This window comes from Sulfuricurvum sp. RIFCSPLOWO2_12_FULL_43_24 (assembly GCF_001829605.1).
In the GTDB taxonomy this organism is placed as follows: domain Bacteria; phylum Campylobacterota; class Campylobacteria; order Campylobacterales; family Sulfurimonadaceae; genus Sulfuricurvum.
This window is the reverse complement of record NZ_MIBT01000004.1, coordinates 13064-37384: the sequence shown is the minus strand read 5'-3', so window position 1 is coordinate 37384 and position 24321 is coordinate 13064. Positions and strand designations below refer to the sequence as shown.

25 protein-coding genes are annotated in these 24321 nt (G+C 42.4%); 22 read left to right on the top strand and 3 right to left on the bottom strand.

The window, feature by feature from the left end; translation table 11 throughout:
• Positions 1-6: 6 nt before the first annotated feature.
• The 17 genes from A3G19_RS00295 to mrdA are packed head-to-tail and all read left to right on the top strand — an operon-like array spanning position 7 to position 15293.
• On the top strand, positions 7-438 hold the full coding sequence (locus A3G19_RS00295) for a CoA-binding protein (protein WP_294869960.1): 432 nt from the start codon (positions 7-9) through the stop codon (positions 436-438).
• A 9-nt stretch (positions 439-447) separates the two neighbouring features.
• The gene (ilvA, locus tag A3G19_RS00290) at positions 448-1659 is read left to right on the top strand and encodes a threonine ammonia-lyase (protein ID WP_294869958.1); all 1212 of its coding nucleotides are present in this window, start codon (positions 448-450) and stop codon (positions 1657-1659) included.
• Between the two features lie 14 nt (positions 1660-1673).
• Positions 1674-3800, top strand: coding sequence for a hypothetical protein (locus A3G19_RS00285; RefSeq protein WP_294869956.1), 2127 nt, complete (start codon positions 1674-1676; stop codon positions 3798-3800).
• The gene (locus A3G19_RS00280) at positions 3797-4678 is read left to right on the top strand and encodes a phosphatase (protein WP_294869954.1); all 882 of its coding nucleotides are present in this window, start codon (positions 3797-3799) and stop codon (positions 4676-4678) included. Before A3G19_RS00285 ends, A3G19_RS00280 begins: the two co-directional genes overlap by 4 nt.
• A gap of 57 nt (positions 4679-4735) precedes the next feature.
• Entirely contained in the window at positions 4736-5590 is an 855-nt protein-coding gene (locus tag A3G19_RS00275; RefSeq protein WP_015653630.1) for an NAD(+)/NADH kinase, read from the top strand.
• Between the two features lie 3 nt (positions 5591-5593).
• Positions 5594-7135: an AAA family ATPase gene (locus tag A3G19_RS00270; RefSeq protein WP_294869952.1), complete on the top strand. Its 1542-nt coding sequence runs from the start codon at positions 5594-5596 to the stop codon at positions 7133-7135.
• On the top strand, positions 7132-7908 hold the full coding sequence (locus A3G19_RS00265; RefSeq protein WP_294869950.1) for a TatD family hydrolase: 777 nt from the start codon (positions 7132-7134) through the stop codon (positions 7906-7908). Before A3G19_RS00270 ends, A3G19_RS00265 begins: the two co-directional genes overlap by 4 nt.
• A gap of 15 nt (positions 7909-7923) precedes the next feature.
• Positions 7924-9144, top strand: a complete 1221-nt coding sequence (locus tag A3G19_RS00260; RefSeq protein ID WP_294869948.1) for a lytic transglycosylase domain-containing protein — start codon at positions 7924-7926, stop codon at positions 9142-9144.
• The gene (locus A3G19_RS00255) at positions 9137-9943 is read left to right on the top strand and encodes a septal ring lytic transglycosylase RlpA family protein (protein ID WP_294869946.1); all 807 of its coding nucleotides are present in this window, start codon (positions 9137-9139) and stop codon (positions 9941-9943) included. Before A3G19_RS00260 ends, A3G19_RS00255 begins: the two co-directional genes overlap by 8 nt.
• Before the next feature lie 5 nt (positions 9944-9948).
• Complete coding sequence (gene hisB, locus A3G19_RS00250; protein WP_015653625.1) at positions 9949-10521, top strand: imidazoleglycerol-phosphate dehydratase HisB; 573 nt, start codon at positions 9949-9951, stop codon at positions 10519-10521.
• Positions 10518-11009, top strand: a complete 492-nt coding sequence (locus tag A3G19_RS00245; RefSeq protein ID WP_015653624.1) for an HAD hydrolase family protein — start codon at positions 10518-10520, stop codon at positions 11007-11009. The genes hisB and A3G19_RS00245 overlap by 4 nt, the downstream gene beginning before the upstream one ends.
• Entirely contained in the window at positions 11010-11519 is a 510-nt protein-coding gene (lptC, locus tag A3G19_RS00240) for an LPS export ABC transporter periplasmic protein LptC (protein WP_015653623.1), read from the top strand.
• A gap of 7 nt (positions 11520-11526) precedes the next feature.
• On the top strand, positions 11527-12021 hold the full coding sequence (lptA, locus tag A3G19_RS00235) for a lipopolysaccharide transport periplasmic protein LptA (protein WP_294869945.1): 495 nt from the start codon (positions 11527-11529) through the stop codon (positions 12019-12021).
• Positions 12018-12629, top strand: coding sequence for a ribosome biogenesis GTP-binding protein YihA/YsxC (gene yihA, locus A3G19_RS00230; protein WP_015653621.1), 612 nt, complete (start codon positions 12018-12020; stop codon positions 12627-12629). The genes lptA and yihA overlap by 4 nt, the downstream gene beginning before the upstream one ends.
• The gene (locus A3G19_RS00225; protein WP_015653620.1) at positions 12626-13087 is read left to right on the top strand and encodes an N-acetyltransferase; all 462 of its coding nucleotides are present in this window, start codon (positions 12626-12628) and stop codon (positions 13085-13087) included. Before yihA ends, A3G19_RS00225 begins: the two co-directional genes overlap by 4 nt.
• A complete protein-coding gene (locus A3G19_RS00220) occupies positions 13054-13509 on the top strand; it encodes a hypothetical protein (protein ID WP_294869943.1) in 456 nt (151 codons plus the stop codon). Before A3G19_RS00225 ends, A3G19_RS00220 begins: the two co-directional genes overlap by 34 nt.
• The gene (gene mrdA, locus A3G19_RS00215; protein WP_015653618.1) at positions 13506-15293 is read left to right on the top strand and encodes a penicillin-binding protein 2; all 1788 of its coding nucleotides are present in this window, start codon (positions 13506-13508) and stop codon (positions 15291-15293) included. The genes A3G19_RS00220 and mrdA overlap by 4 nt, the downstream gene beginning before the upstream one ends.
• A gap of 1 nt (position 15294) precedes the next feature.
• Here mrdA and ybeY read toward each other — a convergent pair whose 3' ends face one another.
• A complete protein-coding gene (gene ybeY, locus A3G19_RS00210) occupies positions 15295-15717 on the bottom strand; it encodes an rRNA maturation RNase YbeY (protein ID WP_294869941.1) in 423 nt (140 codons plus the stop codon).
• A gap of 54 nt (positions 15718-15771) precedes the next feature.
• Here ybeY and queC point away from each other — a divergent pair, with 54 nt between their 5' ends.
• The 5 genes from queC to A3G19_RS00185 all read left to right on the top strand — a co-directional run bounded on the left by queC (position 15772) and on the right by A3G19_RS00185 (position 21332).
• Positions 15772-16437: a 7-cyano-7-deazaguanine synthase QueC gene (gene queC / locus A3G19_RS00205; RefSeq protein ID WP_294869939.1), complete on the top strand. Its 666-nt coding sequence runs from the start codon at positions 15772-15774 to the stop codon at positions 16435-16437.
• Positions 16430-17071, top strand: coding sequence for a SprT family zinc-dependent metalloprotease (locus A3G19_RS00200; RefSeq protein WP_294869937.1), 642 nt, complete (start codon positions 16430-16432; stop codon positions 17069-17071). The genes queC and A3G19_RS00200 overlap by 8 nt, the downstream gene beginning before the upstream one ends.
• Before the next feature lie 72 nt (positions 17072-17143).
• Positions 17144-19039 carry a PAS domain S-box protein gene (locus A3G19_RS00195; protein WP_294869935.1) on the top strand — a complete coding sequence of 632 codons (1896 nt, stop codon included), beginning with the start codon at positions 17144-17146 and terminating at the stop codon, positions 19037-19039.
• Complete coding sequence (locus tag A3G19_RS00190; RefSeq protein ID WP_294869933.1) at positions 19036-19473, top strand: response regulator; 438 nt, start codon at positions 19036-19038, stop codon at positions 19471-19473. The genes A3G19_RS00195 and A3G19_RS00190 overlap by 4 nt, the downstream gene beginning before the upstream one ends.
• A gap of 5 nt (positions 19474-19478) precedes the next feature.
• A complete protein-coding gene (locus A3G19_RS00185; RefSeq protein ID WP_294869931.1) occupies positions 19479-21332 on the top strand; it encodes an HD domain-containing phosphohydrolase in 1854 nt (617 codons plus the stop codon).
• An 18-nt stretch (positions 21333-21350) separates the two neighbouring features.
• Here A3G19_RS00185 and A3G19_RS00180 read toward each other — a convergent pair whose 3' ends face one another.
• Positions 21351-22355: a hypothetical protein gene (locus tag A3G19_RS00180; RefSeq protein ID WP_015653610.1), complete on the bottom strand. Its 1005-nt coding sequence runs from the start codon at positions 22353-22355 to the stop codon at positions 21351-21353.
• Positions 22352-24301, bottom strand: coding sequence for a methionine--tRNA ligase (gene metG, locus A3G19_RS00175; RefSeq protein ID WP_294869929.1), 1950 nt, complete (start codon positions 24299-24301; stop codon positions 22352-22354). Before metG ends, A3G19_RS00180 begins: the two co-directional genes overlap by 4 nt.
• Positions 24302-24321: the final 20 nt, after the last annotated feature.

The window sequence follows — 24321 nt, the reverse complement described above, 5'->3', positions numbered from 1 at the left end:
CTTTTAATGGAGTGCGAATGCCCGAGCGTCAATGCATCATACGAAGAGATTAAATCTATTTTATCTGATGTAAAAACCATAGCGGTTTTAGGACTCTCTCCCGATTCAAGCAAAGACAGCTACCGCGTTGCTGAATATCTCAAAAGCGTCGGATACACCATTATCCCCGTTTATCCGAAAGAAGAGACGATTTTAGGGGAGAGAGTTTACCGTTCGCTTTCCGAAATCCCTTGTACGGTCGATATGGTTAATATCTTTCGTAAAGCTGATGCTCTGGATGCCATTGCCGATGTGTGTATTTTGCGCGGTGATGTAAAAGTATTTTGGGCACAAAAAGGGATCGTGAACAATGAAGCGGCAGAAAAAGCGGTACGTAACGGTATCCGGGTCGTCCAAAATCATTGCTCGATGGTTGAACATCGAAATATTAACGCTTAAAGGGTATCCTTGGTTGATTTAGAAACAATATATCAAGCGCATGAGCGTATTCGCGGAACGGTCGTTGAGACACCGTTCGCGTATGCTCCGAGACTGAGTGAAGAGTGCGGGATCGAGATTTATCTCAAAAATGAGAATCTCCAAGTAACCGGAGCCTTTAAAATCCGTGGTGCTTACAATAAAATAGCCTCTTTAAGTGATGCAGAACGCTCATGCGGTGTTATTGCTGCAAGTGCGGGTAACCATGCACAGGGTGTCGCTATGGCGGCACAGATGTTTGAGGCTAAAGCGCTGATTGTAATGCCCGAATCGACTCCATTGACCAAAATTAACGGAGTACGCTATTACGGTGCAGAGGTCATTTTGGCCGGAAGCAACTACGATGAAGCCTATGCCTATGCAGCGGCTTATGGCCGTGAACATGGCATGGTTTTTGTCCATCCGTTTACGGATGAAGCGGTTATGGCGGGACAAGGAACCATCGCACTGGAGATGATCGATTCGATAAATGATCTCGATGCAGTTTTGATCCCTGTCGGCGGCGGCGGTTTGATTTCCGGGATGGCTTCTGTATTTAAAGCTCTCTCCCCTAAAACAGAAGTGATCGGCGTAAGTGCCGTGGGTGCTCCGGCTATGAGAGACTCTTTTGAAGCAAAGCGAGCGATTGACAGCACGTCGGTACGAACAATTGCGGATGGTATTGCGGTTCGAGATACCTCTGAAGTGACATTAGGACATATTTTAGAGTGCGTTGATCGTATAGTGAGTGTCGATGATGAAGAGATCGCTAATGCGATTTTGTTTTTATTAGAGCGTCAGAAACTCGTTGTTGAGGGTGCAGGTGCAGTGGGTGTTGCTGCGGTTTTACACGCTCATCTGAGTGATCTTCAAGGTAAAAAGATTGGTATTGTTCTCAGCGGCGGGAATATGGATGTGACTCTTCTTTCGATCATTATTGAAAAAGGGCTTATCAAATCAGGCCGTAAAATGAAACTTACCGTCACTTTGGTTGATAAACCGGGTGCATTGATGAAACTTACCGAAATGCTCCAAGGACTCAATGCCAATATCGTTCATATCGATTATGATCGTACCTCAACGACACTGGCGTATGGGGATGCGAATGTGATGATCCATTTGGAAACCAAAGGGAAAGAACACCAATCCCAGATTCGTGCCTTACTTAAAGAACACCGCTATCTCAGCAGTGAAGAACACTAAAGGGATCATTAGAAATGGAAGTTTTAAAATTATTTAATATTAAAGCTCCTATTTTAATGCTAAAAGCACTTAATGATGGGAAAATAGGGGTTATAGATTCTCTAAACTCCCTTCGGATTATTGATTTAACAAACTACGCGGTTGTCGGCGGTTTTAAAAGCAGTATTGTTCATGAACGATTAATCGGTTCGCATGTCGATATGACTTCCGATGGAAAGTTTTCGATTTCCATAATTCCCGGCAGTAATAATGCTGCTTTATTTAATGTCCCCGATAAAGAGCTTCTTTTTAAAGTTGGCCGGCACCAAGGGGAAATCGAGAGTGTCGGTATCGATCCGAACGGTCGTTATTGTGTGACGTGCGGGCAAGACGGTAAATCGTTTGCCTGGGTTCTCAAAACAGACAGACTTGCATTCTCCATGCCTCCTCATGCTGATTTTGTCAGTACGGTCGCTTTCAGTGATAACGGACAGTGGATTGCGACGGGGAGTTATGATCGAACGATTAATCTCCTGAATATGGCGATTATGAAGCATCCGATAAAGCTTCGAGGGCATAACAGCACAATTGTCAAAATGATTTTTTTGCCTGAAGCAAAACTCCTCTCGGTTGAAAAAGAGGGGACATTGATCGTTTGGGATATGCGTAATGGCAAAGTGATCAAACGCTTGCCGAAAATGAACGATGAAGTAACGTCGATGACGATTAGCCTTGATAAACGTTTCGCGTTTGTCGGGACCAAACTGGGGTATGTCGGGCTTTATGATCTGCAAATAATGGATCAAATCTCTCAACGCTACATTAAAGAATCCGAATCAATCACTTCTCTTGCCTTTGTAGACACGCCGTTTCGTTTGGCGATAGGTACCGTTGAGGGGAATATCCGTTTTTATTCTTTGTTCGGGAATGAAGCACAACTTTATAAAATGCTTCGTGAAGGGCAGTATAAACTCTTTTACGATGCACTTGAGAGTAATCCAATGCTCTTTTATTCAAAACCTTATGAAGCCGCTGAGCGGATATGGGCGGATGTTCTGGAAAAGGCACGTTTTTTACTCGAAAAAAATGATCGCCAAAAGGCCAAAGAGATATTGAGCCTATTTACCGGAATACCGAAAAAAAATGCCTTGATAAATCAAATGCTCAGTGCGTATGAAAAATACACACAATTTCAGAATTATGTACAAGAGGGACGATTCCCGCTTGCCTATTCAATGGCAAAACAGTTTCCCGCTTTTAAAGATTCTGAACCCTATCGTAAAATGGAAATGAGATGGAAAAAACTTTTTTTCAAAGCCCAAGAGTTGATTTTAACTCAAAATGGGGATGATCAGGCACGTCAGCTGTTAGCACCGTATCGGGGAATCTCTGAGAAAACGATATTGATACAGCAGCTTTTTGAGCAGCGTAAAATGTATGAGTATATGAAAAAAATACTTGTTGCCCGTGATTTTGTCAAATTTTTTGAATTGATTAAGATGCATCCGTTTTTAAAAGAGTTTTCGGAATATACTGCCATTATGGATTATGCGGACAAACTCTATGTCCAAGCACAAAAAGGGTACTTGCAAGGTGATTATGCCAATGCCCGAAAAGCGTGTGAAATTTTAAAATCTTTTCCTGATTATTCTGCCGAAGCACAAGAGATGGCCGATACGATTCGTGTCAAACATCTCTTTTATGATGCGATTACTTCCAATAACCTTTCCAATGCATTTGGCTATCTCAGTTCCTATCCGTTGCTCTATGAAACTCCTGAAGCGCAGGTTTTAGAGCGGCAATGGAATAATTTGGTGGATCAAGCACAAAAATTTGCCTCAAAAGGACTTGCCCAAGAGACCCTTTCGGTTTTTGAGCCTTACTTCGGTATTACCGATAAATTTACGGCTATGGCGGGTGTGGTTGCACAGGCATATTGCGTTCAGTTGGAAGATAAAGTACATATGAAAGCACCGCAAGATATCGTAGAACGGGGTATCCGTCATTATGTTGGGTTGTTCGGAATCGACGAGGGAATCATGAGCGTATTTGATTATTTTAAAAATGTTTACACTTCAAAACTCGATCTTGATGTACTTAAACAAGGTTCGTTTGAGACGTGGATGCCCTCAATGCGTATTAATGATATCACAGCCCTATGATAGCAATCGATTTAGGTTCCAATACTATCCGTTTTATCGAGTTTGACGGTCAAATGTGGGGGAAAAGCTTCGAGAAGATCGTTAAAACGGCTGAAGCCCTTCATGCAACCCATACGATCGGTGAAAATGCGCTGTATCGTATCAATGAAGCGATTGCGGAAGCTAAGAGAAAACTCGATTTCAAAAATCATGATGTGATTGCCTATACGACGGCCGCAATGAGGCTTGCTTCAAATTCAGCCATAATTCTTCAAAAAATTGCAGAAAATACGGGAATCCATTTTAGTATTATTGATAGCCAAAAAGAGGCTGAACTTACGTTGAATGCAGTACGGTATCGGATGGAAGCATTAAATATAAAACCTCAATCCTTTGTATTGGCCGATATCGGCGGAGGCTCCACCGAACTCATCCGATGCACAGGCAGCGAGACTCATTCCGTGAGCTTGAATATGGGGATTGTAACCCTCTCAGAATGTGCCGGATCGATCACAGAATTGTTGGATAAAATCAATCAGTTTAAAGAGAGTATAGAAGGATCGATTGATCTTTCTCATCCGCTTCAGCTGGTACTCACGGCCGGAACCCCTACAACTATAGCCGCTTATTTGCTTGGGATGGATTATGAGAGCTATGATTCCGAAAAGGTCAATGGGTATCGCTTGCGTTTAGAAGATTGTTATCGTGTTTATGAGGATCTCTTAGCGATGGACGACTTAACACGTATCCGTTACGTCGGGGTAGGACGTGAAAATTTTATCATCGCCGGTATTTTAATGGTAACCGCTATTTATGAAGTGATGGGGTGTAATGAGGCGATTATAATCGATGACGGGTTGCGCGAGGGGATTGCACTGGAATATTACAATCAGCCATAAAATTTTGTCCTTGGTCTCAAGTTAGCTATAATAGAATACAAAAAAGAGGGGAATAGATTGAAATTAACTAATATTAAGCGTGTCGGCATGATCCTTCGCCCCTCTACCCCTGAGTTAAAGGTGATGTTTTTCGAAGCCAAACGAATTTTTGAATCGCGCGGGATAGAAGTGATTATCGACAATATCAGTGGCGGAATGATCGATGTTATGGGTCAACCGTTTGAGATGATGTGTGAAAACAGCGATTTTCTCGTTACCATCGGCGGGGATGGAACGCTTATCTCGGCTGTTCGCCGCTCGTACCGTTATCAGATCCCTGTTTTAGGGATTCATGCGGGAAAACTCGGATTTTTGGCCGATCTTGATTTCGCAGAACTCGAATCGTTTGTGGATAAGATGATCGAGGGGGAATACCGTATCGATAAACGCTCCATCTTGCAAGCAACGATTGTTACCCAAAAAGGGGTCAATGAAGTGTTTGCCTTTAATGATATTGTATTAACTCGCCCCTCAATCGCGAAAATGATCCATATCGAGACGTACGTCGATGGACAAAGTTTTAACACCTATTACGGCGATGGTGTCGTTGTTTCAACCCCTACCGGTTCAACGGCGTATAACCTCTCTGCAGGAGGACCGGTTCTTTTCCCGCTGTCGCAGGTATTCGCATTGACACCGATATGCCCCCATTCGCTGACACAGCGGCCGATGGTCTTTCCCGGTCATTTTGAAATCGAGATGAAAACCCCCGATGCGAGTGCTTTGGTGATTATTGACGGTCAAGATTTGGTAAAAATCAGCCATAAAGATACCGTCAACATCAAACTTGCCAGCGGTGCAGCCCATCTGATTCACCGCAGGGAGTTCAATTATTTTGAAGTCCTCAAAGAGAAACTCGGATGGGGGAATTAATCGGTGATAGAACGATTTTATTTAAAAGAGTTTTTAACTTTTAAAGAGGCTGATTTAGAGTTTCATCCTGGGCTTGTCGTATTTACCGGCCCAAGCGGAAGCGGAAAATCGATTTTGATGCGTTCCATTTTGGCCTCAGTAGGGCTGGAAAATGTCGAAGCACAGATATGTGAATCGAGCGTTTCGTGGGATATCGATGAAGAACGTTACGGTCTACACAATGAATCTCTCAATATTTTTCGTCATGTTAAAAAAGAGAAGACACGCTATTTTATTAACAACCAAAGCACCTCGAAATCTTCGATGGAGTCAATCAGCTCTACCTATCTGCGTCATTTGAGCCTTAAAGATTACAGTGATTTTGAACCCTCGGCATTACTGAATCTTGTTGATGCGCGTGTCGGTGCAAAAATACCTAGCCATCTCATTTTATTACAATCGCATAAAGAGCATTATACTGAATTCAAACTGCTCTCTGATCAACTTAAAGCGATCGAAGAGAAAGAGAAAAACCTCTCTGAACTAAAAGAATTTGCCCTCTATGAAATCGGTAAAATCGATGCGATAAAACCTCGAATCGGTGAAGATGAAGAGCTAAATCTTATCAAAAAACAGCTCTCTAAAAAAGAGAAAATTGAAGCTTCTATCACTCAGGCACAGGCGATATTCTCTCTCGAATCTCATGTGAGCAGTGCACTTGGTATGGTGGAAATTGAGAGTTCATTTTTTGATGATACGATGAACGAGTTACGTAGTATTTTCGAGGGAGCATTGGAGCGTTTGGAAGAGCTTGAAGAGGTATCGATTGAATCCATTTTGGATCGAATCGAGCAAATATCGGAGCTAAAACGACGTTATGGCGGTGTTGAAGAGGCATTGGCATATCGGAATCAAAAAGCATCTGAACTCGAATCATACGAGACGATAGAGCACTCCAAAGATGATCTTATCAAAAAGATTGCTGCTCTCAAATCATCGTTAGAATCCTCCGCACAGGAACTTTCGCGAGTCCGTCACAGTATTCTTAAAGATACTCTTAGTACTCTAAATGGTTATTTGGTGATGCTTTATCTGCGAGAGGCAACCTTGGAACTGGAATCCTCAGTACTCAGTGCTACGGGATGCGATAAAGCGGTATTAGGTTTGGCTGGTACAAAACTCGACCGCCTCAGTTCAGGGGAGTTTAATCGGCTTCGTCTGGCCTTACTGGCACTCGGGGTTGAGAGTATGCAAAGCGGCGGCGGTGTTTTAATGCTTGATGAGATTGATGCAAACCTCAGCGGTGAAGAATCGATGAGTGTGGCTAAAGTATTACGTCATCTCTCAACCCACTATCAGATTTTTGTCATCTCCCATCAGCCTCAGCTCACTTCGATGGGGGAGCAGCACTTTTTAATCTACAAAGATGATGAAAGCCGTGTCCGGGAACTGAATCCACTTGAGCGGATTGAAGAGATTGCCCGTATTATTAGCGGAGACAGCGTGAGTGAAGAAGCGCGCGGATTTGCAAGAGATTTATTTGAACGTACCCGAGGAACCGTATGATTATCGATACCCATGTCCATTTGGATGATGAACGCTACCGCGAGGATTTTGAAGAGATGATGGCACGCGCTCACGAAGCGGGAGTGGAAGGGTTTATCATCCCCGGAGCCCATCCTGCAACACTGCCACGGGCGATAGAGCTGTGCGAAGCGTATGAGGATGTCTATTTTGCCGTTGGGGTACATCCTTATGATATGGAGCATATCGAATCGGTTGATTTCGAAACATATGCCGCTCATCCAAAATGCGTTGCGATCGGTGAATGCGGATTGGATTATTTTAGACTTGAGGGGAGCGATGAAGAGAAATATGCCGAAAAAACCCGCCAAGATGAAGTTTTCCGCGCTCATATACGATTTGCCAAAAAGGTTAAAAAGCCGCTGATTATCCATATTCGCGACGCGAGCCATGATGCAAAAATGGTACTCCTCGAAGAGGGTGCTGGTGAAGTAGGGGGAGTTCTGCACTGCTATAACGCCGATGACGAGCTTCTTTCTCTTGCAAAAGAGGGATTTTATTTTGGTATCGGCGGAGTCGTCACCTTTCAAAATGCCAAAAAACTGGTCAACATCTTGCCCAAGATTCCACACGATAAACTTCTCATTGAAACCGATGGCCCCTACCTCACACCCCACCCGCATAGAGGGAGCCGCAATGAACCCTCATATACCCGATTTGTGGCCGATAAAATGGGAGAATTATTAGAAATGAGTGTTGAATCAATCGAATCGCTGACAACCCGAAATGCTAAAAATCTCTTTGGTTTAGGTTAGAGTTATGGAGGGGATATGAAGCATCTGATAGTATTGATATTTCTTTTCCCCCTCTCTATGTATGGAATCGGATTTGATCCGCATGATCGTGAAAAGATCGAAGTTCTAAGTCATTTTGATATCCCCGCTAATTACCTCAACGACCCCTATCTGCATGATGTGTACGCTCAGAAAAAACGCGAATGTGCATTGAATGGTTTTGTGGAATCTTCTGAAAATGCTGATATTTTTATCCCTATGCTCTCTTCTTTGATTGCCCAATCCGATTTGCCGAGTGAATTTCTATTTGTTGTTTTGGTTGAATCTCAACTAAGAGTTGAAACGACTTCATCTCGCGGAGCTGCCGGATTATGGCAGTTTATGGAGAGTACGGGAAAACTACAGGGTTTACGTGTCAATAAGTTTGTTGATGAGCGTCGTGATCACATTAAATCAACCCGTGCCGCTATCGCTTATTTGAGTACATTAAAAAAAGAGTTTGGAAAATGGTATTTGGCACTGATTGCTTACAATTGCGGTGATGGAAGGCTTAGAAGAGCTATTGCAAAAGCCGGAAGCAGTGATATTCATATTTTAACCGATCCTAAACGAGGTTTTCTCCCCAATGAAAGCCGAAACTATATTCGAAAAATTGTCGCTTTGTCTTTGTTGTCAACGGATGAACTTTTCTTGTCTCAAATCCAGTATGATTCGCTTCTGACTACGAATCAAGAAAATCCTATTGCGACCGTTTATCTTCCTGAAGGTGAGAATATCGATCGGATAGCGGCTGTTTTAGAAATGCCTAAAAACAATTTGGTAAGACTTAACACCCATCTGAAAAAAGGGGTAACTCCTCCGAACGTCCAATCTTATCCGGTCTATATACCGAAAGAAAAACTGGATCAATTTCGGCAAAAATTCCGAACAAAAGAGTTGAAAGGCTATTTTCTGCTGCATAGGGTTAAATCCGGGGAAACACTCGAACAACTCTCAAAGCGTTACAACGTTCCTAAAACCTCTATTATGATGGAAAATATGATTGGTGAGAAAGAGGAAAAAAATCTCAATCGGCGGGTTAGAATTCCAATCAATAAACCTTTTTTAAAAAATACCCGTTTGCACACGGTGAAATCGGGTGAAACCCTTGTTTCAGTCGCGCAATTGTATAATGTGACTCTTGAACAAATAAAAATTAAAAATCCGTTTCTAACCAATACATTAAAAGAGGGTGAGGAGATAAAAATTGATGATTAAAACTTTTTTGATTGTTATGCTGTTTTTATTAGGCGGATGTACTACAAAAACCGGTTCCTATTCGTATCAATCTACCAAGCCATCTCAAAAATATCCCTCAGAACAACTTGCCATGAGTTCTTCAACAATTTATAAAACGAACGGAGAACTACAAGCTACGATGCGTCCCTATACCGTTATGGGACAAGAATACTGTCCCACCGTTGTTCGTGTTGGAGATGTGTTAAGCGGACGAGCAAGCTGGTACGGAAATGATTTTCACGGTAAATCAACCAGTAATGGTGAGGGGTATGATATGTACGCCATGACGGCGGCGCATAAAACACTGCCGATGAATACCGTTGTTCGGGTGACCAACACTGAAAACAATGCTCAAACCATCGTTCGGATCAATGATCGCGGACCGTTTGTCGAGAGTCGAATTATCGATCTCTCTTATGCCGCTGCGCAACAAATCGGTGTAGATAAAAAAGGGACGGCACCTGTAACATTAGAAGTCTTGGGTTTTGAGCCTTCCTCGTCACGAACCATCGATTTGCAGGCTATTGCAAAAGGGCCTAGAGAATCCGTCTTAAGCAATTTTTTTGTTCAAATCGGCTCGTTTGAGAGATTTGAAGGTGCAACAACGACGAAACAAAAATATTCAAACTTTCATGGCTACTCTGCAATCATCAAAGATACAGAGTATAATAACAAACGTCTATTTCGTGTGTGGCTGAGCGGATTTAAATGTGAAGCCGAGGCACGTGATTTTATCTCAAAGGGCTATTTTGAAGGCTCATTTATCATAGGGGAATAATTAGTATGATCCATAAAAAACGACAAACCAAAGAGACCGATATCGATCTATCACTTCGAATTTTAGGAGAGGGAAAAAGTACGATATCGACCAAAGTGGGCTTTTTGGATCACATGTTGGAGAGTTTTGCCAAACATGCTCAAATCGATTTGATGATTACGTGCGATGGAGATGTTCACATTGATGATCACCACAGTGTTGAGGATATCGGAATCGTTTTGGGACAAGCCCTTCGTGAAGCAATTTATCCCATCGAAAAAGTGGAACGATTCGGAAGTGCTACGATCGTCATGGATGAAGCGGCGGTTAGCTGCGACTTGGATTTGAGTAATCGTCCATTCTTGGTTTACGATGTTCCGGTGTCGGGTAAAATCGGAACTTTCGATACGGAGCTTGCCGAAGAATTTTTTCGAGCGGTTACCTTTAACGCCGGTATCACAGCACATATCATTATGGTTCGCGGTAAAAACAAACATCATATTATTGAAGCAGCCTTTAAATCACTTGCCGTAGCACTTCGACGTGCATTGGCACGTAATGATCGTGCCGGCGTGCCGAGTACTAAAGGTGTTTTATGATTAAACTGTTGATTCTGGATGTTGATGGGTGTATGAGCGATGGAAAAATCATTTACACTGCTGATGGGCTAGAACTCAAAAATTTTAACGTTAAAGACGGATTCGCGATTAAAGCATGGGTTAAAATGGGGCATATGGCCGCTATTATTACCGGACGTGATTCATCTATCGTTACCAACCGAGCAAAAGAGCTGGATATCGCTTATTTGTATCAAGGGGTCAAAGACAAACGTGCTGTTGCAATCGCTATGTGCGCAGAACTCGGTATTGAGCCTCATGAAGTAGCGGTAATCGGCGATGATCTGAATGACTATAACTTACTGCAATGGGCCGGGCAAGCTTATACACCCCAAGACGGGTCTGACTATTTGAAAACCTTTGCGCATGTCTTAGAACGCTGCGGCGGCAATGCATGTGTACGTGAAATGATCGAAAAAGTGATTCGTCGTAACGGTGAAGAAGAAAAATTTTTAGCGTTATGGATCTAAATGTCGATTAATCTTTTTTTTATTCTATTGCTGGGGCTGCTGGTCGGGATGTACAACTATTTTACCCCCAATTATACCCTTTCAAAAGAGGTGGGTGAAATCCCTAAAATAGAACTTTTTGCCTTCACTCTGTATGAAATTTCCCATAAAGGAATTGAGCATATACTCGAAGGTCAAGAAGGGAAAAAATTTGATGAACGCTATACGGTAACATCAGCAAAATTTAGCGATAATACGAAAACGTTATTTCAGACGATTAGATCGGACAATGTCGATTACCAAAGTGATGTTATCAATCTGAATGGAAATGTCCATTACGTTCGTGAAGACGGATTGGAATTTCGATCGAATGAGGGGACATACAATACAGACACCTCGCTGATTCAAACGCAGGGCGCTTTTGTGATTACCCAAAAATCCAATCGGATAGATGGTAATACATTGCATTACGATAATGAAAACGATACGGTATCAGCAGATCATGTACGTGTAAGTTACCAATTAAAATAGGACAATAATGATGATACGATTTTTAATATTTTTAGCCCCATTTTTCATCTCTTTAGCGCATGCGGAGGAGTTGAAAGTGATCTCGGAGAGTTTTAAAGGGGATCAGCAAAAGGGGGTATCGGTGTTTACCGGTAATGTCAAAGTGACAAAAGGCTCTGATGAACTGAATGCTACCAAAGTGACCATTTATACCGACAAAGAAAACAAACCGACCAAATATTTTGCCGAAGGGGATGTATCGTTTTATATCCTAACCGAATTGGGCGAGAAATACAAAGGTAAGTCGCAAACAGCAATCTATTTTCCCAATGAGAGCGAATACCAATTTTACAAAAAAGTTGATTTGATCCGCATCGATGATTACCGTCGGGTTAAAGGGGATAAAGTTATCGTTAACACTGTTCATGGGCATGCATCGGCCGAAAGTGCTAATAATGAACCGGTCGTTATGACCTTTTCCCTTGAAGATAAAAAAACCAAACCTAAAAGTACGGCGAAATGATTGAAATTATTGATTCATCGTTTGTAACGTCTGCTCCGAATATCCGTTTAACGCCGGAGAATGAGTACCAAAACGAAGTGGCGTTTATGGCGAGATCGAATACGGGGAAGAGCTCATTGCTCAATACCCTTACACAGCGCAAATCTTTGGCAAAAGTTTCGGCGACTCCGGGGAAAACGCGTCTGATTAATTATTTTGACGTGATATTCGCCGATCGAGAGACGAATGAGCGTCTGAGTGCTAAATTTGTTGATTTACCGGGATTCGGATACGCTAAAGTCGCCAAGTCCTTAAAAACCGATTGGGAAAGCAATCTCACAAACTTTATCTCAGAACGCAAACAAATTCGTGTCTACGTTCATTTGATCGACTGTCGTCATCCTGATTTGGAGATCGATCGCTCTGTTGATCAATATTTACATGAAATTTGTACCCCGGAACAGTTTATTGTGACTATTTTTACTAAAATTGACAAACTCAACCAAAAAGAGCTTAATGAGCTTAGAAATCGATTTCCGGGTGCATTGATGGTTTCGAACTCGAAACGTCGCGGGGTTGATAAAATTGTTGAGCATATTTACCGTCTTTTGAAAAGTGATGATGAATGAATATCACCTATAAAAAGCCGACCCTTCGTGATATCCCCGCTATGCAGAAATTGGTTGCACCGGAGGTAGAAACCGGTGTCATCTTATCACGCAGCAATGATGAGATTGCGACCAATATCCGATCGTATTTTTTAGCAATGGATGGAGAACAATTGGTCGGTTTTGTCGCACTGCATATCCACTCTCCCGCATTGGCTGAACTACGCTCAATGATTATCGATACGGCGTATCGAGGGCAGAATATCGGCAGTGCGTTAGTTGAAAATGCGTGTGAAGAGGGACGCCGTTTAGGATTAAAAGAGGTATTGGCCCTTACCTATCAGCAACGCTTTTTTGAACGTTTGGGATTTATTGAAATTCCTAAAGAGTCTATCCCTGAACATAAGATTTGGGCAGATTGTATTAAATGTAAACACTTTCCGGTATGCAACGAAGTTTCCCTTATCAAAACGTTATAAGCCGACTTTTTTTAGTCGGTTTATTTATCGTTTATATCAGTTTATCCAGTCTCTATCTTTTATTGCCGCCGTTGCTTGCAGTGTTGTTTTTTGCCTATTACGATGCCCTGAGTAAACATGATCTTTTCGGATTGATTATTGTGGGGGTGATGCTGCTGATATTTGAAGCGGAAAAGGGGTTTTGGTTTGGAAGTACGATTCTTTTTTTTACGGTGTTATCACGCTATTTGCTCCCGAAACTAGAGCAACTTATCCAGTGCCGTATATGTATGGGCGCCATTTTTGTGGCTTTGGCATATCCGGGTTATTGGCTCTACATTTGGATTGCGAACGGAGTTTTATTACTCCCTGCTCCAGCCATAGATTGGCATATCGGACTCTACATGATTGTTGAATTTTTAGTGATTGCGACGTTGATATGAAAGTACGAATATTACTCTCTTTTTTTGTCCTTGTTTGGATTGGACTGCTGGTGCGGGTTTTTCACCTTTCGGTTCAGTCAAATGAATATTATGAAGTTCTCTCTGAAAACAACAGTATTAAGACCGAACTTTCAGCCCCGGTTAGGGGAGAAATTCTCGATCGTACCTCTGAGCCCATCGCTATTAATGAGTTGGGATTCAAAATTGCTTTGGCTCCGCATCTCACCAAAGGGAAAGATACGACATTGTTGGATGGAGAGATAGCCTATCTTCTCTCAATGATTCCAACATTGGATGGCAAAAAGATAGCCAAGACCTATAAACAGGAAGATTCATACTACAACCATGCATTTATCGATGTTGTTGACTTTATCCCTCATGAAACCATCATTCCCCTCTATTCATTAATGAACTTACGTGATACGATCAAGATATCACCGTCGCCAAAACGATTATACCCCTATGGAGCGGTCGCTTCCCATCTTATCGGATATGTGGCGAAAGCCAACCAAAAAGAGATTGATAAGGACCCTTCTTTACAACTTTTGGGTCATGTGGGCAAGAACGGTATCGAAAAATATTACAACCACTATTTACAAGGTGTCGCAGGTGAACGCCGCATCAAAGTGAACGCCCATAATGTTGAAATCGAAGAGATAGGGAGAAGTGCTACTCAAGAAAATCATAATTTAGTCCTCAACATCGATATGAGACTTCAAAACTTCATTACGCAGGCTTTTGAAAAGCGGGTAGGGACGATCGTTGTTATGGATGTACACGGTGCTATTTATGCTGCAGGGAGTTATCCTGAATACGATCTCAACACCTTCGTCTCTGGTATTAGTTCAGATGAATGGAATCGACTCATGAACAGTGTTGACGCCCCTTTCACGAACAAAATTATCAACGGTCTTTATCCGCCGGGATCTACGATTAAAACGGGAATGGGACTTATCTATGTAACCTCTGGTATGCTTAATGAACAAAGCACGGTTCAATGCAGCGGATCTATGAAACTTGGTAATCGTGCTTTCCGTTGTTGGAAGGGTAAAGGTCACGGTACCACAGAACTTTCCAAAGCAATTACCCAAAGTTGTGATGATTATTTTTATAAAGGTTCTCTCCAAGTCGGAATAGAGCGAATGAGTACCAATCTTATACGGATGGGATTAGGGAAAAAAACCGGTATTGATCTGCCCAATGAGTTTATCGGCACCGTCCCTAGCCGTGCATGGAAACGGGAGAAATACAATAAACCGTGGTATCAGGGTGAAACCCTTAATACGGCGATCGGTCAGGGGGATTTTCTCGTGTCACCACTGCAAATGGCGCAATTTACCGCTCTGATGGCAACCGGAAAACTTCCGGTACCGCACGTTGCAAAAACGATCGGAAATAATCCCTATACTCCTACGCCGTTGGATGTTTTAACGACTGTTGAAAAAGAAAAACTTCCGATTATTCAACGAGCCATGCGTGGAGTATGTAATGACCCGGGCGGGACGGCAAAAGGGTTTGTCAGCACCCGTTTCCCGATTGCCGGAAAAACCGGTACCGCTCAAACTACGGGGATCGCCCAAAACGTTAAACAGCGCCAAAGTGAGCACTCTATGGATTACTTCAGCCGTTCACATGCATGGTTCACGACGTATGGACCTGCCGAAAACCCTCAGTTTATTGTGACGGTGTTGGTTGAACATGGAGGACACGGCGGTGAAGCTACCGGAGGGATAGTCTCATCAATCTACAATAAGCTTGATGATTTGGGATACATTAAAAAATAAACTATTCTTCCAATGTCCTAACGATAAGGCTTTTTGGCAGTGCAAATTTTTCGATCAACTCTACTTCTTTTTGTCGCATTTCACCGCTATCGATTTCGTGGTCAAATCCGAGCAAATGAAGGATGCCATGGATAAAGAGGAGGGCGATTTCATCGTCTTCACTGTGGCCTAGATCATTGGCGACACTTTGGACTTTATCGACACTGATGACGATGCTCCCCAACGGTGCACCCGGAAACGGCTCACTTGGAAAGCTCAGGACATCCGTCGGTTTGTCAATGTTGCGAAACTCACGATTAATCTCGGCTATCTCATTATTATCGGTGAGAATAAGCTCAATATCCTCTTTCGTAAGAGCCTCAGCTATTTGTTCCAAAAGAGGAAAATTGTAATTTTTGTCGGTTCGGTTATCAAGTTCTATCATGATGACATTGTAGCATAAGCCTACCCTTGCTAAAATCTCATGAAAGGGATCATTATGACTAAAAAAGCACTTTGTATTATGAGCGGCGGGATGGATTCAACCCTCGTTGCTTACATCATGCGCTCACGCGGCTACGAAATTGTAGCACTCCATTTTAATTACGGTCAACGCACGGCGGATAAAGAGCTTGAATCTTTTCGTTCTATCTGCAATGATTTAGAGGTGCGTGAAAAATACGAGATCGATCTTGATTTTTTTAAAACCATCGGGGCATCGGCACTGACGGATCATAGTATCGATGTACCTACGGGTGGGATCGAAGCGGGGGTTCCAATCACCTACGTACCGTTTCGAAACGGTATTTTTCTCTCTATCGCTACGGCAATTGCCGAAAAAGAGGGGTGTTCTGCCATTGCCATCGGAGTTGTCGAAGAGGACAGCAGCGGCTATCCTGACTGTCGTGAGTCTTTTATCGAAGCATTTACCAAAGCGGCAAATCTGGGGACCAAAGATTCCACGAAGGTGACGATTGAAATGCCTCTTGTCCGTTTACAAAAATCACAGATTGTACAAGAAGCATTAGCTCTCGGTGCACCATTGCATTTGACATGGAGCTGTTATCAAAGCGAGGAGAGGGCATGTGGAGTTTGCGACAGCTGTCGATTGCGCTTACGCGGCTTTGAACGTGCCGGAGCGGTTGATCCAATAGAGTATGTTTGATTCTTACACGTCACCCATAACGATCCACTACCGTCCCCGGAACCGTAATACGTATATCACGATCACCCATAACGGTGAGGTATGTATTCGGACTCCGATCAAAGATGAAAAACGGATACGGATGATTTTGCGTGAGAGAGAAAGTTGGATTCGCTCTAAAATATCTGTAATAGCATCCGCTACAATGACCTATCATACCCTTGGTGAAACCATCCGGTTCAGAGGAGAATGTCTACCAATCACTCAGTTTTTAAATTTGTCCGAAAGACTAAAAAAAGCTAAAAACACCATTGATATTGAAAAATATTACCATCATTTCTACAAAAATGAGGCACTTTTAACACTCCCTTCACGTGTATCGCATTATGCTCGAAAGATGAATTTACACCCCAAAGAGATACGGTTTAAAAAGATGCGGCGGCGATGGGGGAGCTGTAGCAGCGAGGGGATTGTAACCCTCAATACGATGATGATGCAGCTCTCGTATGAGCATATCGACTATATTATTGTTCACGAATTAGCCCATTTACGCCATATGAACCATTCACGTGATTTTCATGCTTTGGTACGGAGTATTTTGGAAAATGAGCGAGAACTGCGTAAAGAATTGAAGCGTACACAGATGATGCATTAAATTTTTCTTTCCAAGTTTATATTAACATTGAATAATGTAATATCATAAAAGCTACTCAAATAGGATTTGAGGATGAAAAAAGAAAATATTATCTTTTACCTTATCGGTGTATGGATCGGTATATTGATCTTAAGCAGTATAGGGGTATGGTTACTCGATTTTTCTAATTCAAAACAAAGTGTTCCTATTCATGCTACAGTGGAAGCTTCCGGTTCTATTATTGCCCTTTTTCTCGCTTTTTTTCTTTTTAAATTTGACAATGACTCCCAATATTTAAGCCGTTATCATTTTGCTTCCATTGCCCTTATTGCGATGGGTATCTTCGAATTATTTCATGCTATCAGCCTTCCCGGTTCACTTTTCGTTTGGTTGCATACGATTGGGCTATTATTGGGGAGTATCCTTTTCCTTAGTGTATTTCTTCCTGAAAAAAAAGTTTCCCGTTCCCTCTATTATGGCATACCTATCGTAACAGCTATAGCCACACTAAGTATTGCAATCTTTTTACTCTTTAATAGTGAAATACTTCCATCTGCAATTGTTAATGGCAATTTCTCGACAAGTGAAATTGTCTTAAATGATCTATCCGGCTTTTTATTTTTTGCAGCGGCATACTCTTTTATCCGTTACTACCGTATGGAGCAAGAACCGAAAGACCTCTATTTTATTGGCCTCACCATCATGCTGGGGAGTGCTGCATTTCTTTTTCAAAATTCGGCAATTTGGAAATCTTATTGGTGGTATTGGCACTTCATCCGTTTGGGAGGATTGTTATTTGTCCTTCTCTATTTTATCCGTTTTATTGCAGAAAAGAACAAAAATTTTATTAGTCGAGAAATACAATCTAGTATTGTTGAGTTTTCTACGGATGCCATTATGACAAAATCGCTTGATGGGATGATTTTGTCATGGAATGCCGCAGCCGAAAAACTCTTCGGTTATACAGCCGAAGAGATTATTGGTAACCCTATTATGATTCTTTATCAGGGCGGTTGGGTGCAACAAGAAGATCTAATCACGCATCAAATTGTAGATGGAGCTTCATTTAAACAGTTTGAAACGGTATTTATCGCCAATAATGGCTCTAACATCGATGTTTCCGTAACCCTCTCACCCATTAAAGATTCAAATGGAGAGATTATTGGTATCTCGAAAATTGTTCGAGATATTACAGAAAAAAAACGTGCGGAAGATCAAATACATACTCTCAATGCCGAATTGGAGCGCAAAGTAGTGGAGCGTACAGCCGCACTTCAAAGTGCTTACGATGAGATGGAGGCCTTTACCTATTCGGTTTCACACGATCTGCGATCCCCATTGCGTGCGACGGATGGATTTTCTCAGGCACTTCTCGAAGACTATGGTAGTAAGCTTGACGCAACGGCGCAAGATTATCTCTCCCGTATCCGCTCGGCCAGTCAAAAGATGGGAGGGCTGATCGATGATCTGCTTCAGCTCTCCCGTCAAACCCGTACTTCGATGGTCCCTTCTACGATCGATTTAGGCGTTATAGCACGTCAAATTATCTCGGAACTAGTACGACAGAACCCCGAACGGCATGTTGAAGTTATTATCGGGAATGACTTGAACGGTTATGTCGATGCAAATCTCATGCACATTGCTTTGGATAATCTTCTGGGGAATGCTTGGAAATATACCTCGCAGCATCCTACCGCTACAATCGAATTTGGATCGATGACACAAAACGGTGAAAAAGTTTTTTTCATCCGAGATAACGGTGCAGGATTTGATATGTCGTATGTGGATAAATTATTCAAACCGTTTCAACGTCTTCATACGGTAGAGGAATTTGCCGGTAACGGGATCGGTTTGGCTATGGTGTACCGGATTATCAAACGGCATCTTGGCCGCGTTTGGGCAGAGAGTGAGATCGAAAAAGGGTCTACTTTCTTTTTTGTTTTGGGACTTAGTGAATCAACCTATAAACACACGGAGGACAAATCATGATCAATCAATACATTTTACTGGTGGAAGATAACCCTGATGATGTAATGCTTACCCTGCGGGCTCTAAAAAAGGGGCATGTTATTAATAATGTGATAGTTGCAGAAGACGGCGCTAAAGCATTGGACTTTTTATTTGGGAAAGGGGAATTTGAAGGACGTAATACCGCAGATCATCCAAGACTTATTTTGCTTGATTTAAAACTTCCGAAAATTGGAGGATTCGAAGTGCTCGAAGCGATTAAACATGATCCTATTCTCAAGCGAGTTCCTGTCGTTATTCTCACTTCATCACGTCAGGAAGAGGATGTTGTGCGTGGTTATGATCTGGGTGCTAACAGCTACATCCGCAAGCCCGTCAATTTTGATACCTTTATCGAGACCGTTACCCAAATCGGGATGTATTGGCTACTGACCAACGAATCAGCAGAGGTATAAAATTCATGGAAAAAGAGTTACTGCGCGTTTTGGTTATTGATGATTCTGAAGATGACACACTATTGCTTGAGAGAGAGTTGAGGCGCGGGGAATGGGAAGTTACCCTTTTTCGTGTCGATACCGCCGAAAAGATGCAAGAGTCGTTGCGAAATGATTCATGGGATATCGTCCTCTCTGATTTTATCATCCCCGGATTTGGCGGGATGGAAGCGTTAAAACTTTTTAACAGTTTTGATCTTGATATCCCGTTTATTTTGATCTCGGGTAAGATCAGTGAAGAGATGGCTGTTATGGCATTGCAAGAAGGGGCTCAGGATTTTATCCTAAAACAAAATTTTACCCGTTTATTGCCGGCGATCCGCCGTGGTATTGAGCGTGTCAACATACTCACCGAAAAACGGAAAACACTCGAATCACTCTCCAAAAGTGAATCACTTTTTAGAACCCTTGCCTCTGTTGCACCCATCGGAATCATACGAACCGATACTCAGGGACAATGCATTTATGCCAATAAAAAATGGCAGGAGATTACAGGTATAGACGATCCATGTTTGCTTGACGCCCCGATTTCAGGAGAGGTTCATCTTCAAAAAACAGATGGAAGTTTTGTATGGATATTAGGAGAAGTCGCACCGATCATTGAGAATGACGTAATTACAGGCTATATCAGTACAGCAACGGATATTTCCGCAGAAAAAGCCAATGAAGAGCGTTTGATTCGGCAAAAAGAGCTTTATAGCGCTCTTAGTTTTACCAATCAGGCAATTGTCTATTCAGAAACACCGCAAGAGTTATTTGATGAAATTTGTCGGGTTGCGATTGAGAATGGAAAGTTTAATTATTGTTGGATCACTACTTTCAATCCTCGAACGGAAGAGTTTGAGCTTCAATCCGTGGGTGGAGGAAACGAGGAATTTATTGCTGATCTGAAAACACTTTTAAACCAAAAAGGGAATTTTTACCGTGAGGGGCTTCAAGACAATTCTGATCTTATTATTAATGATATTGATGACCCTGCTGCCGATCTAACAATCTGTCATGATCTTGGAAAAAAATACAGCATCAGATCGTTCGCCAATTTTCGCTTATGCAATGAGAGATCGGCATGTGGTATCTTGACTTTTTGCTCCGATCAAAAAGATTTTTTTGATGAAGAGATACGTACGTTGCTCCGAGAGATGGTGGGTGATATCTCATTTGCTTTGAAAAATTTTGAAGAAGAAAAATGGCGCGTGAATGCCGAAGAAACACTGCTTCGAAATAAACAAACCATTGCGGATTTACTCATCGATACCGTTGCCGCTATCGCCACAACGATTGAGATGCGTGATCCTTATACGGCAGGTCACCAAAAACGGGTCGCATCACTCGCATGTGCTATTGCTCAAGAGATGGGAATGGGACATGAGAGAATCGAAGGGTTGCGTCTGGCGGCACAGATTCACGATGTTGGAAAAATTCAAATACCTGCCGAGATATTGAGTAAACCTACCAAACTAAGCAATATTGAGTTTTTAATGATAAAAACCCATCCGGAAACAGGGTATGCGATACTCAAAGGGATCGAATTTCCATGGCCGGTTGCTACAATTATTCAGCAACACCATGAAAAAATGGACGGTTCAGGTTACCCTTTTGGTCTAAAAGGCGATAATATACTTTTAGAAGCACGTATTCTTACCATCGCTGATATTGTCGAAGCAATGGCTTCTCATCGTCCTTACCGGCCGGCATTAGGGATTGACGCGGCATTAGAAGCGATTCTAAAAGAGCGGGGAATCAGATTGGATGCCGAAGTAGTTGATGTGTGTATTAGTATTTTTGAAGAAAAACGTTTTTATTTTATGGAAACAAAATAGATTTTTATCTGATAGAGTCTAAAATAGCAGTTCGAGCTGTTTCATAGCCGAACGTGACGGATTTAAAATCCCTTTATCTACCCCTGCGACAAGGGCAAAATGGAAGCTTTTGGATTGCAAGATGGACAAAACTTCTTCAGGATAGCGGTAAAAAAAGATATTTTCTATCCCGATGGTTAGGGAAGATCGCATCGATTCAGGTATCAAATAGATAATTTTTGCCCAAGCGGCCTGAGCATCGAGAAAATCGATCTGCTCATCGATCAGCTCTAAAAGCGGTTCAAAAATAACGACACGATCACTGCTGCCGAACTCTTTGCTCTCTAAACGCGAATTGGTAAAGACAGGGATAAAATGTCCCATTTTACTAAATCCCCGTATCTGAAACGGAATCCGCAAAAAGGTATAAAAAAAGAGAATATGTTCGAGATACGGAATAAAGAACGGTGAGAGCATCTGCCGTTCATAAAAGGTATCATTGTGGATAAACGAGGTTTCAAAGAGGGTTTGCTCGATAATCGTAATCGTTTTTTCTTGAGCACGGATAAGTTGAGAGTGTTCAATAAAGATATCCGCATCGGTGAGGGCAGGGGAAAACAAGACGATTGATTTTTTTTCCAGAGGCCAGAGTTTTTCCCAAATCTCGCGCATCGATCCCTCAACATTGCAAAAATTGGACGGAGTGGAAATCATAGAGGAGAGATGGAGTGTGATCGGATCACAGGCATATACCTGAAGCTCTTTTTCGAGGAGATAAAAACGGAGGAGTTTTTTCAGTGCCAAATCAATATTGTCAACTTTAATCCAAGCGATTTCACTGTCGCTGATTTGGGTCGGTTTATCGAACATAACGCCATACGCACCGTTTTGGAGCGCTTCAGGGATATCTTCCGGCGAATAAGCGATAAAAAAAGATCCACGCTTTACTTTGGAAGGATCAAAGACGACACTTTCAAAAAGGCTGATCGAAGGATCTCCTAAAAGAGTCCCTTTGCTCAGTGCGAGGATATTCTCAAGTCTCATCCAACCGAACTTCCACATGAGCGTGGTTTTTCAGGTCGAACCAAACAAAGCCCATCCGCGTCTTTTGCCGCTAGAATCATCCCCTCAGAGAGAAGACCCATCAATTTTGCCGGCTTGAGGTTGGCAACAACACATACTTGAGTTCCAACGAGCGATTCGGCACTGTAGTATTCTCGAATCCCCGCAACAATTTGTCGCGCTGACTCTTCACCCAAATCAACTTTGAGCTTTAGGAGCTTTGAGCTTTTAGGGACCTCTTCGGCATCCAAAACAGTTCCGATTTTGATCGAGGTTTGGAAAAACTGGTCGATAGTGATAAGACCGTCTTCGGAAACGGTAGATTCTTTTTTATCTTCCATTTTAGGTTTCGGCTCTGCTTTAGGTGCTTCATCAATCATCGCTTTTGGAGCCTCTTGCATCAACGGTTCATCCACACGCGGGAAAAGTGGAGGGATTTTTTTGATTGTAAAGGTTTCCAGAAGTCCTTTATTGAGGATGAGACGGTTATAACTCTCAGTTGTAATCTCAAATCCGAGTGCATCGGCAATTGTCGCTGTGGTATTCGGCATGATAGAGTTGAGCATTACTGATGCTTTAGCCAACAGGTTAGCGACCAAGGCAACCGTAGCGAGTGCTTCATCATTGCGTCCCTCTTTGATCTTAACCCAAGGTGCATGCTCTTCAATCGCTTTATTGCCGATGGTAAACACTTTCCACAGTTCTTCAAGGTAACGGTGAAGCTGCAATTCACCTAAATAGGTTTCCAAAGAGTCTAAGATGGCATGCGCGTCATTTAGCTCTTTAGCATGATATTTCTCTACATCGATACTGTTGATCACAAAATCGGAGTATTTTTCAGACATCCCGATGATACGATTAAGAAGATTCCCTAAATCGTTAGAGAGATCGGAGTTCATACGGTCAATCAGGGCACGTTGTGAGAAATCTCCGTCTTGACCGAACGGTACTTCACGCATCATGAAATAGCGGAAGTTTTCGACGCCGTAGTGTTTGGCAACTTCGCGTGGGTCAACGACATTTCCTTTGGATTTTGACATCTTCTCACCATCACGTGTCCACCATCCGTGTGCACCGATATGGCGCGGCAAAGGCAATCCGAGACTCATCAAAAATGCCGGCCAGTAAATCGCATGAAAACGGAGAATATCTTTACCGACAAGCTGAGTTGTTGCAGGCCAAAATTCCATTTTTGCTTCATCCGAACCGTATCCAAGTGCGGTAACATAATTCATGAGTGCATCGAGCCATACATACATAACGTGGCGCGGCTCATTAAGTGATTCAGGCAGATGTACTCCCCAGCTAAAGCTGGTTCGGGTGACGGAGAGATCGTTAAGACCCCCTTTGACAAAACTGATCACTTCATTACGGCGTGATTTCGGGAGAATAAATTCTGGATGGGCTTCATAATATTCTAACAACGGTTTTTCGTACTTGGAGAGTTTGAAAAAGTAGCTCTCTTCTTTGAGAATTGTAGTTGCTCTTCCACAATCAGGACAACATCCGCCTTCCATGAGCTGAGATTCAGGGAAGAAGGTCTCACAGCTGACGCAATAGTTTCCTTCGTAAAAATCTTTGTAAATATCGCCGTTTTCAAACATCTTAAGAAATGCGGCTTGAACGCCTACTTTATGCGATGCATCGGTTGTGCGGATAAACTGATCATAACTAATTTCAAATTCGTCCCAAAGAGTACGGAACGTTGCGCTGATCTCATCCGCAAATTGTTGCGTCGGTTTTTCCAGTTTTTTAGCCGCTTCTTCGATTTTTTGACCGTGTTCATCCGTTCCGGTGAGAAAATAGGTTTCATTTCCGATTAGACGTGAATTACGTGCAAGTGTGTCTGCAATGAACGTAGTGTAAGCATGACCTATATGGGCTTCGCCGTTGACGTAGTAGATAGGAGTCGTAATGTAATTCTTCATTGTTGTTTTTTATCCTTAAG

Coding starts and splice junctions, on each gene's coding strand:
- A3G19_RS00180 (WP_015653610.1), bottom strand. CDS start 22,355: ATGAGACTTGAGAATATCCTCGCACTGAGCAAAGGGACTCTTTTAGGA.
- ybeY (WP_294869941.1), bottom strand. CDS start 15,717: ATGATAGAACTTGATAACCGAACCGACAAAAATTACAATTTTCCTCTT.
- A3G19_RS00220 (WP_294869943.1), top strand. CDS start 13,054: ATGCAACGAAGTTTCCCTTATCAAAACGTTATAAGCCGACTTTTTTTA.
- A3G19_RS00190 (WP_294869933.1), top strand. CDS start 19,036: ATGATCAATCAATACATTTTACTGGTGGAAGATAACCCTGATGATGTA.
- A3G19_RS00285 (WP_294869956.1), top strand. CDS start 1,674: ATGGAAGTTTTAAAATTATTTAATATTAAAGCTCCTATTTTAATGCTA.
- A3G19_RS00295 (WP_294869960.1), top strand. CDS start 7: ATGGAGTGCGAATGCCCGAGCGTCAATGCATCATACGAAGAGATTAAA.
- A3G19_RS00255 (WP_294869946.1), top strand. CDS start 9,137: ATGATTAAAACTTTTTTGATTGTTATGCTGTTTTTATTAGGCGGATGT.
- A3G19_RS00200 (WP_294869937.1), top strand. CDS start 16,430: ATGTTTGATTCTTACACGTCACCCATAACGATCCACTACCGTCCCCGG.
- hisB (WP_015653625.1), top strand. CDS start 9,949: ATGATCCATAAAAAACGACAAACCAAAGAGACCGATATCGATCTATCA.
- mrdA (WP_015653618.1), top strand. CDS start 13,506: ATGAAAGTACGAATATTACTCTCTTTTTTTGTCCTTGTTTGGATTGGA.
- A3G19_RS00195 (WP_294869935.1), top strand. CDS start 17,144: ATGAAAAAAGAAAATATTATCTTTTACCTTATCGGTGTATGGATCGGT.
- A3G19_RS00185 (WP_294869931.1), top strand. CDS start 19,479: ATGGAAAAAGAGTTACTGCGCGTTTTGGTTATTGATGATTCTGAAGAT.
- A3G19_RS00260 (WP_294869948.1), top strand. CDS start 7,924: ATGAAGCATCTGATAGTATTGATATTTCTTTTCCCCCTCTCTATGTAT.
- yihA (WP_015653621.1), top strand. CDS start 12,018: ATGATTGAAATTATTGATTCATCGTTTGTAACGTCTGCTCCGAATATC.
- metG (WP_294869929.1), bottom strand. CDS start 24,301: ATGAAGAATTACATTACGACTCCTATCTACTACGTCAACGGCGAAGCC.
- lptC (WP_015653623.1), top strand. CDS start 11,010: ATGTCGATTAATCTTTTTTTTATTCTATTGCTGGGGCTGCTGGTCGGG.
- lptA (WP_294869945.1), top strand. CDS start 11,527: ATGATGATACGATTTTTAATATTTTTAGCCCCATTTTTCATCTCTTTA.
- A3G19_RS00225 (WP_015653620.1), top strand. CDS start 12,626: ATGAATATCACCTATAAAAAGCCGACCCTTCGTGATATCCCCGCTATG.
- queC (WP_294869939.1), top strand. CDS start 15,772: ATGACTAAAAAAGCACTTTGTATTATGAGCGGCGGGATGGATTCAACC.
- A3G19_RS00280 (WP_294869954.1), top strand. CDS start 3,797: ATGATAGCAATCGATTTAGGTTCCAATACTATCCGTTTTATCGAGTTT.
- A3G19_RS00265 (WP_294869950.1), top strand. CDS start 7,132: ATGATTATCGATACCCATGTCCATTTGGATGATGAACGCTACCGCGAG.
- A3G19_RS00245 (WP_015653624.1), top strand. CDS start 10,518: ATGATTAAACTGTTGATTCTGGATGTTGATGGGTGTATGAGCGATGGA.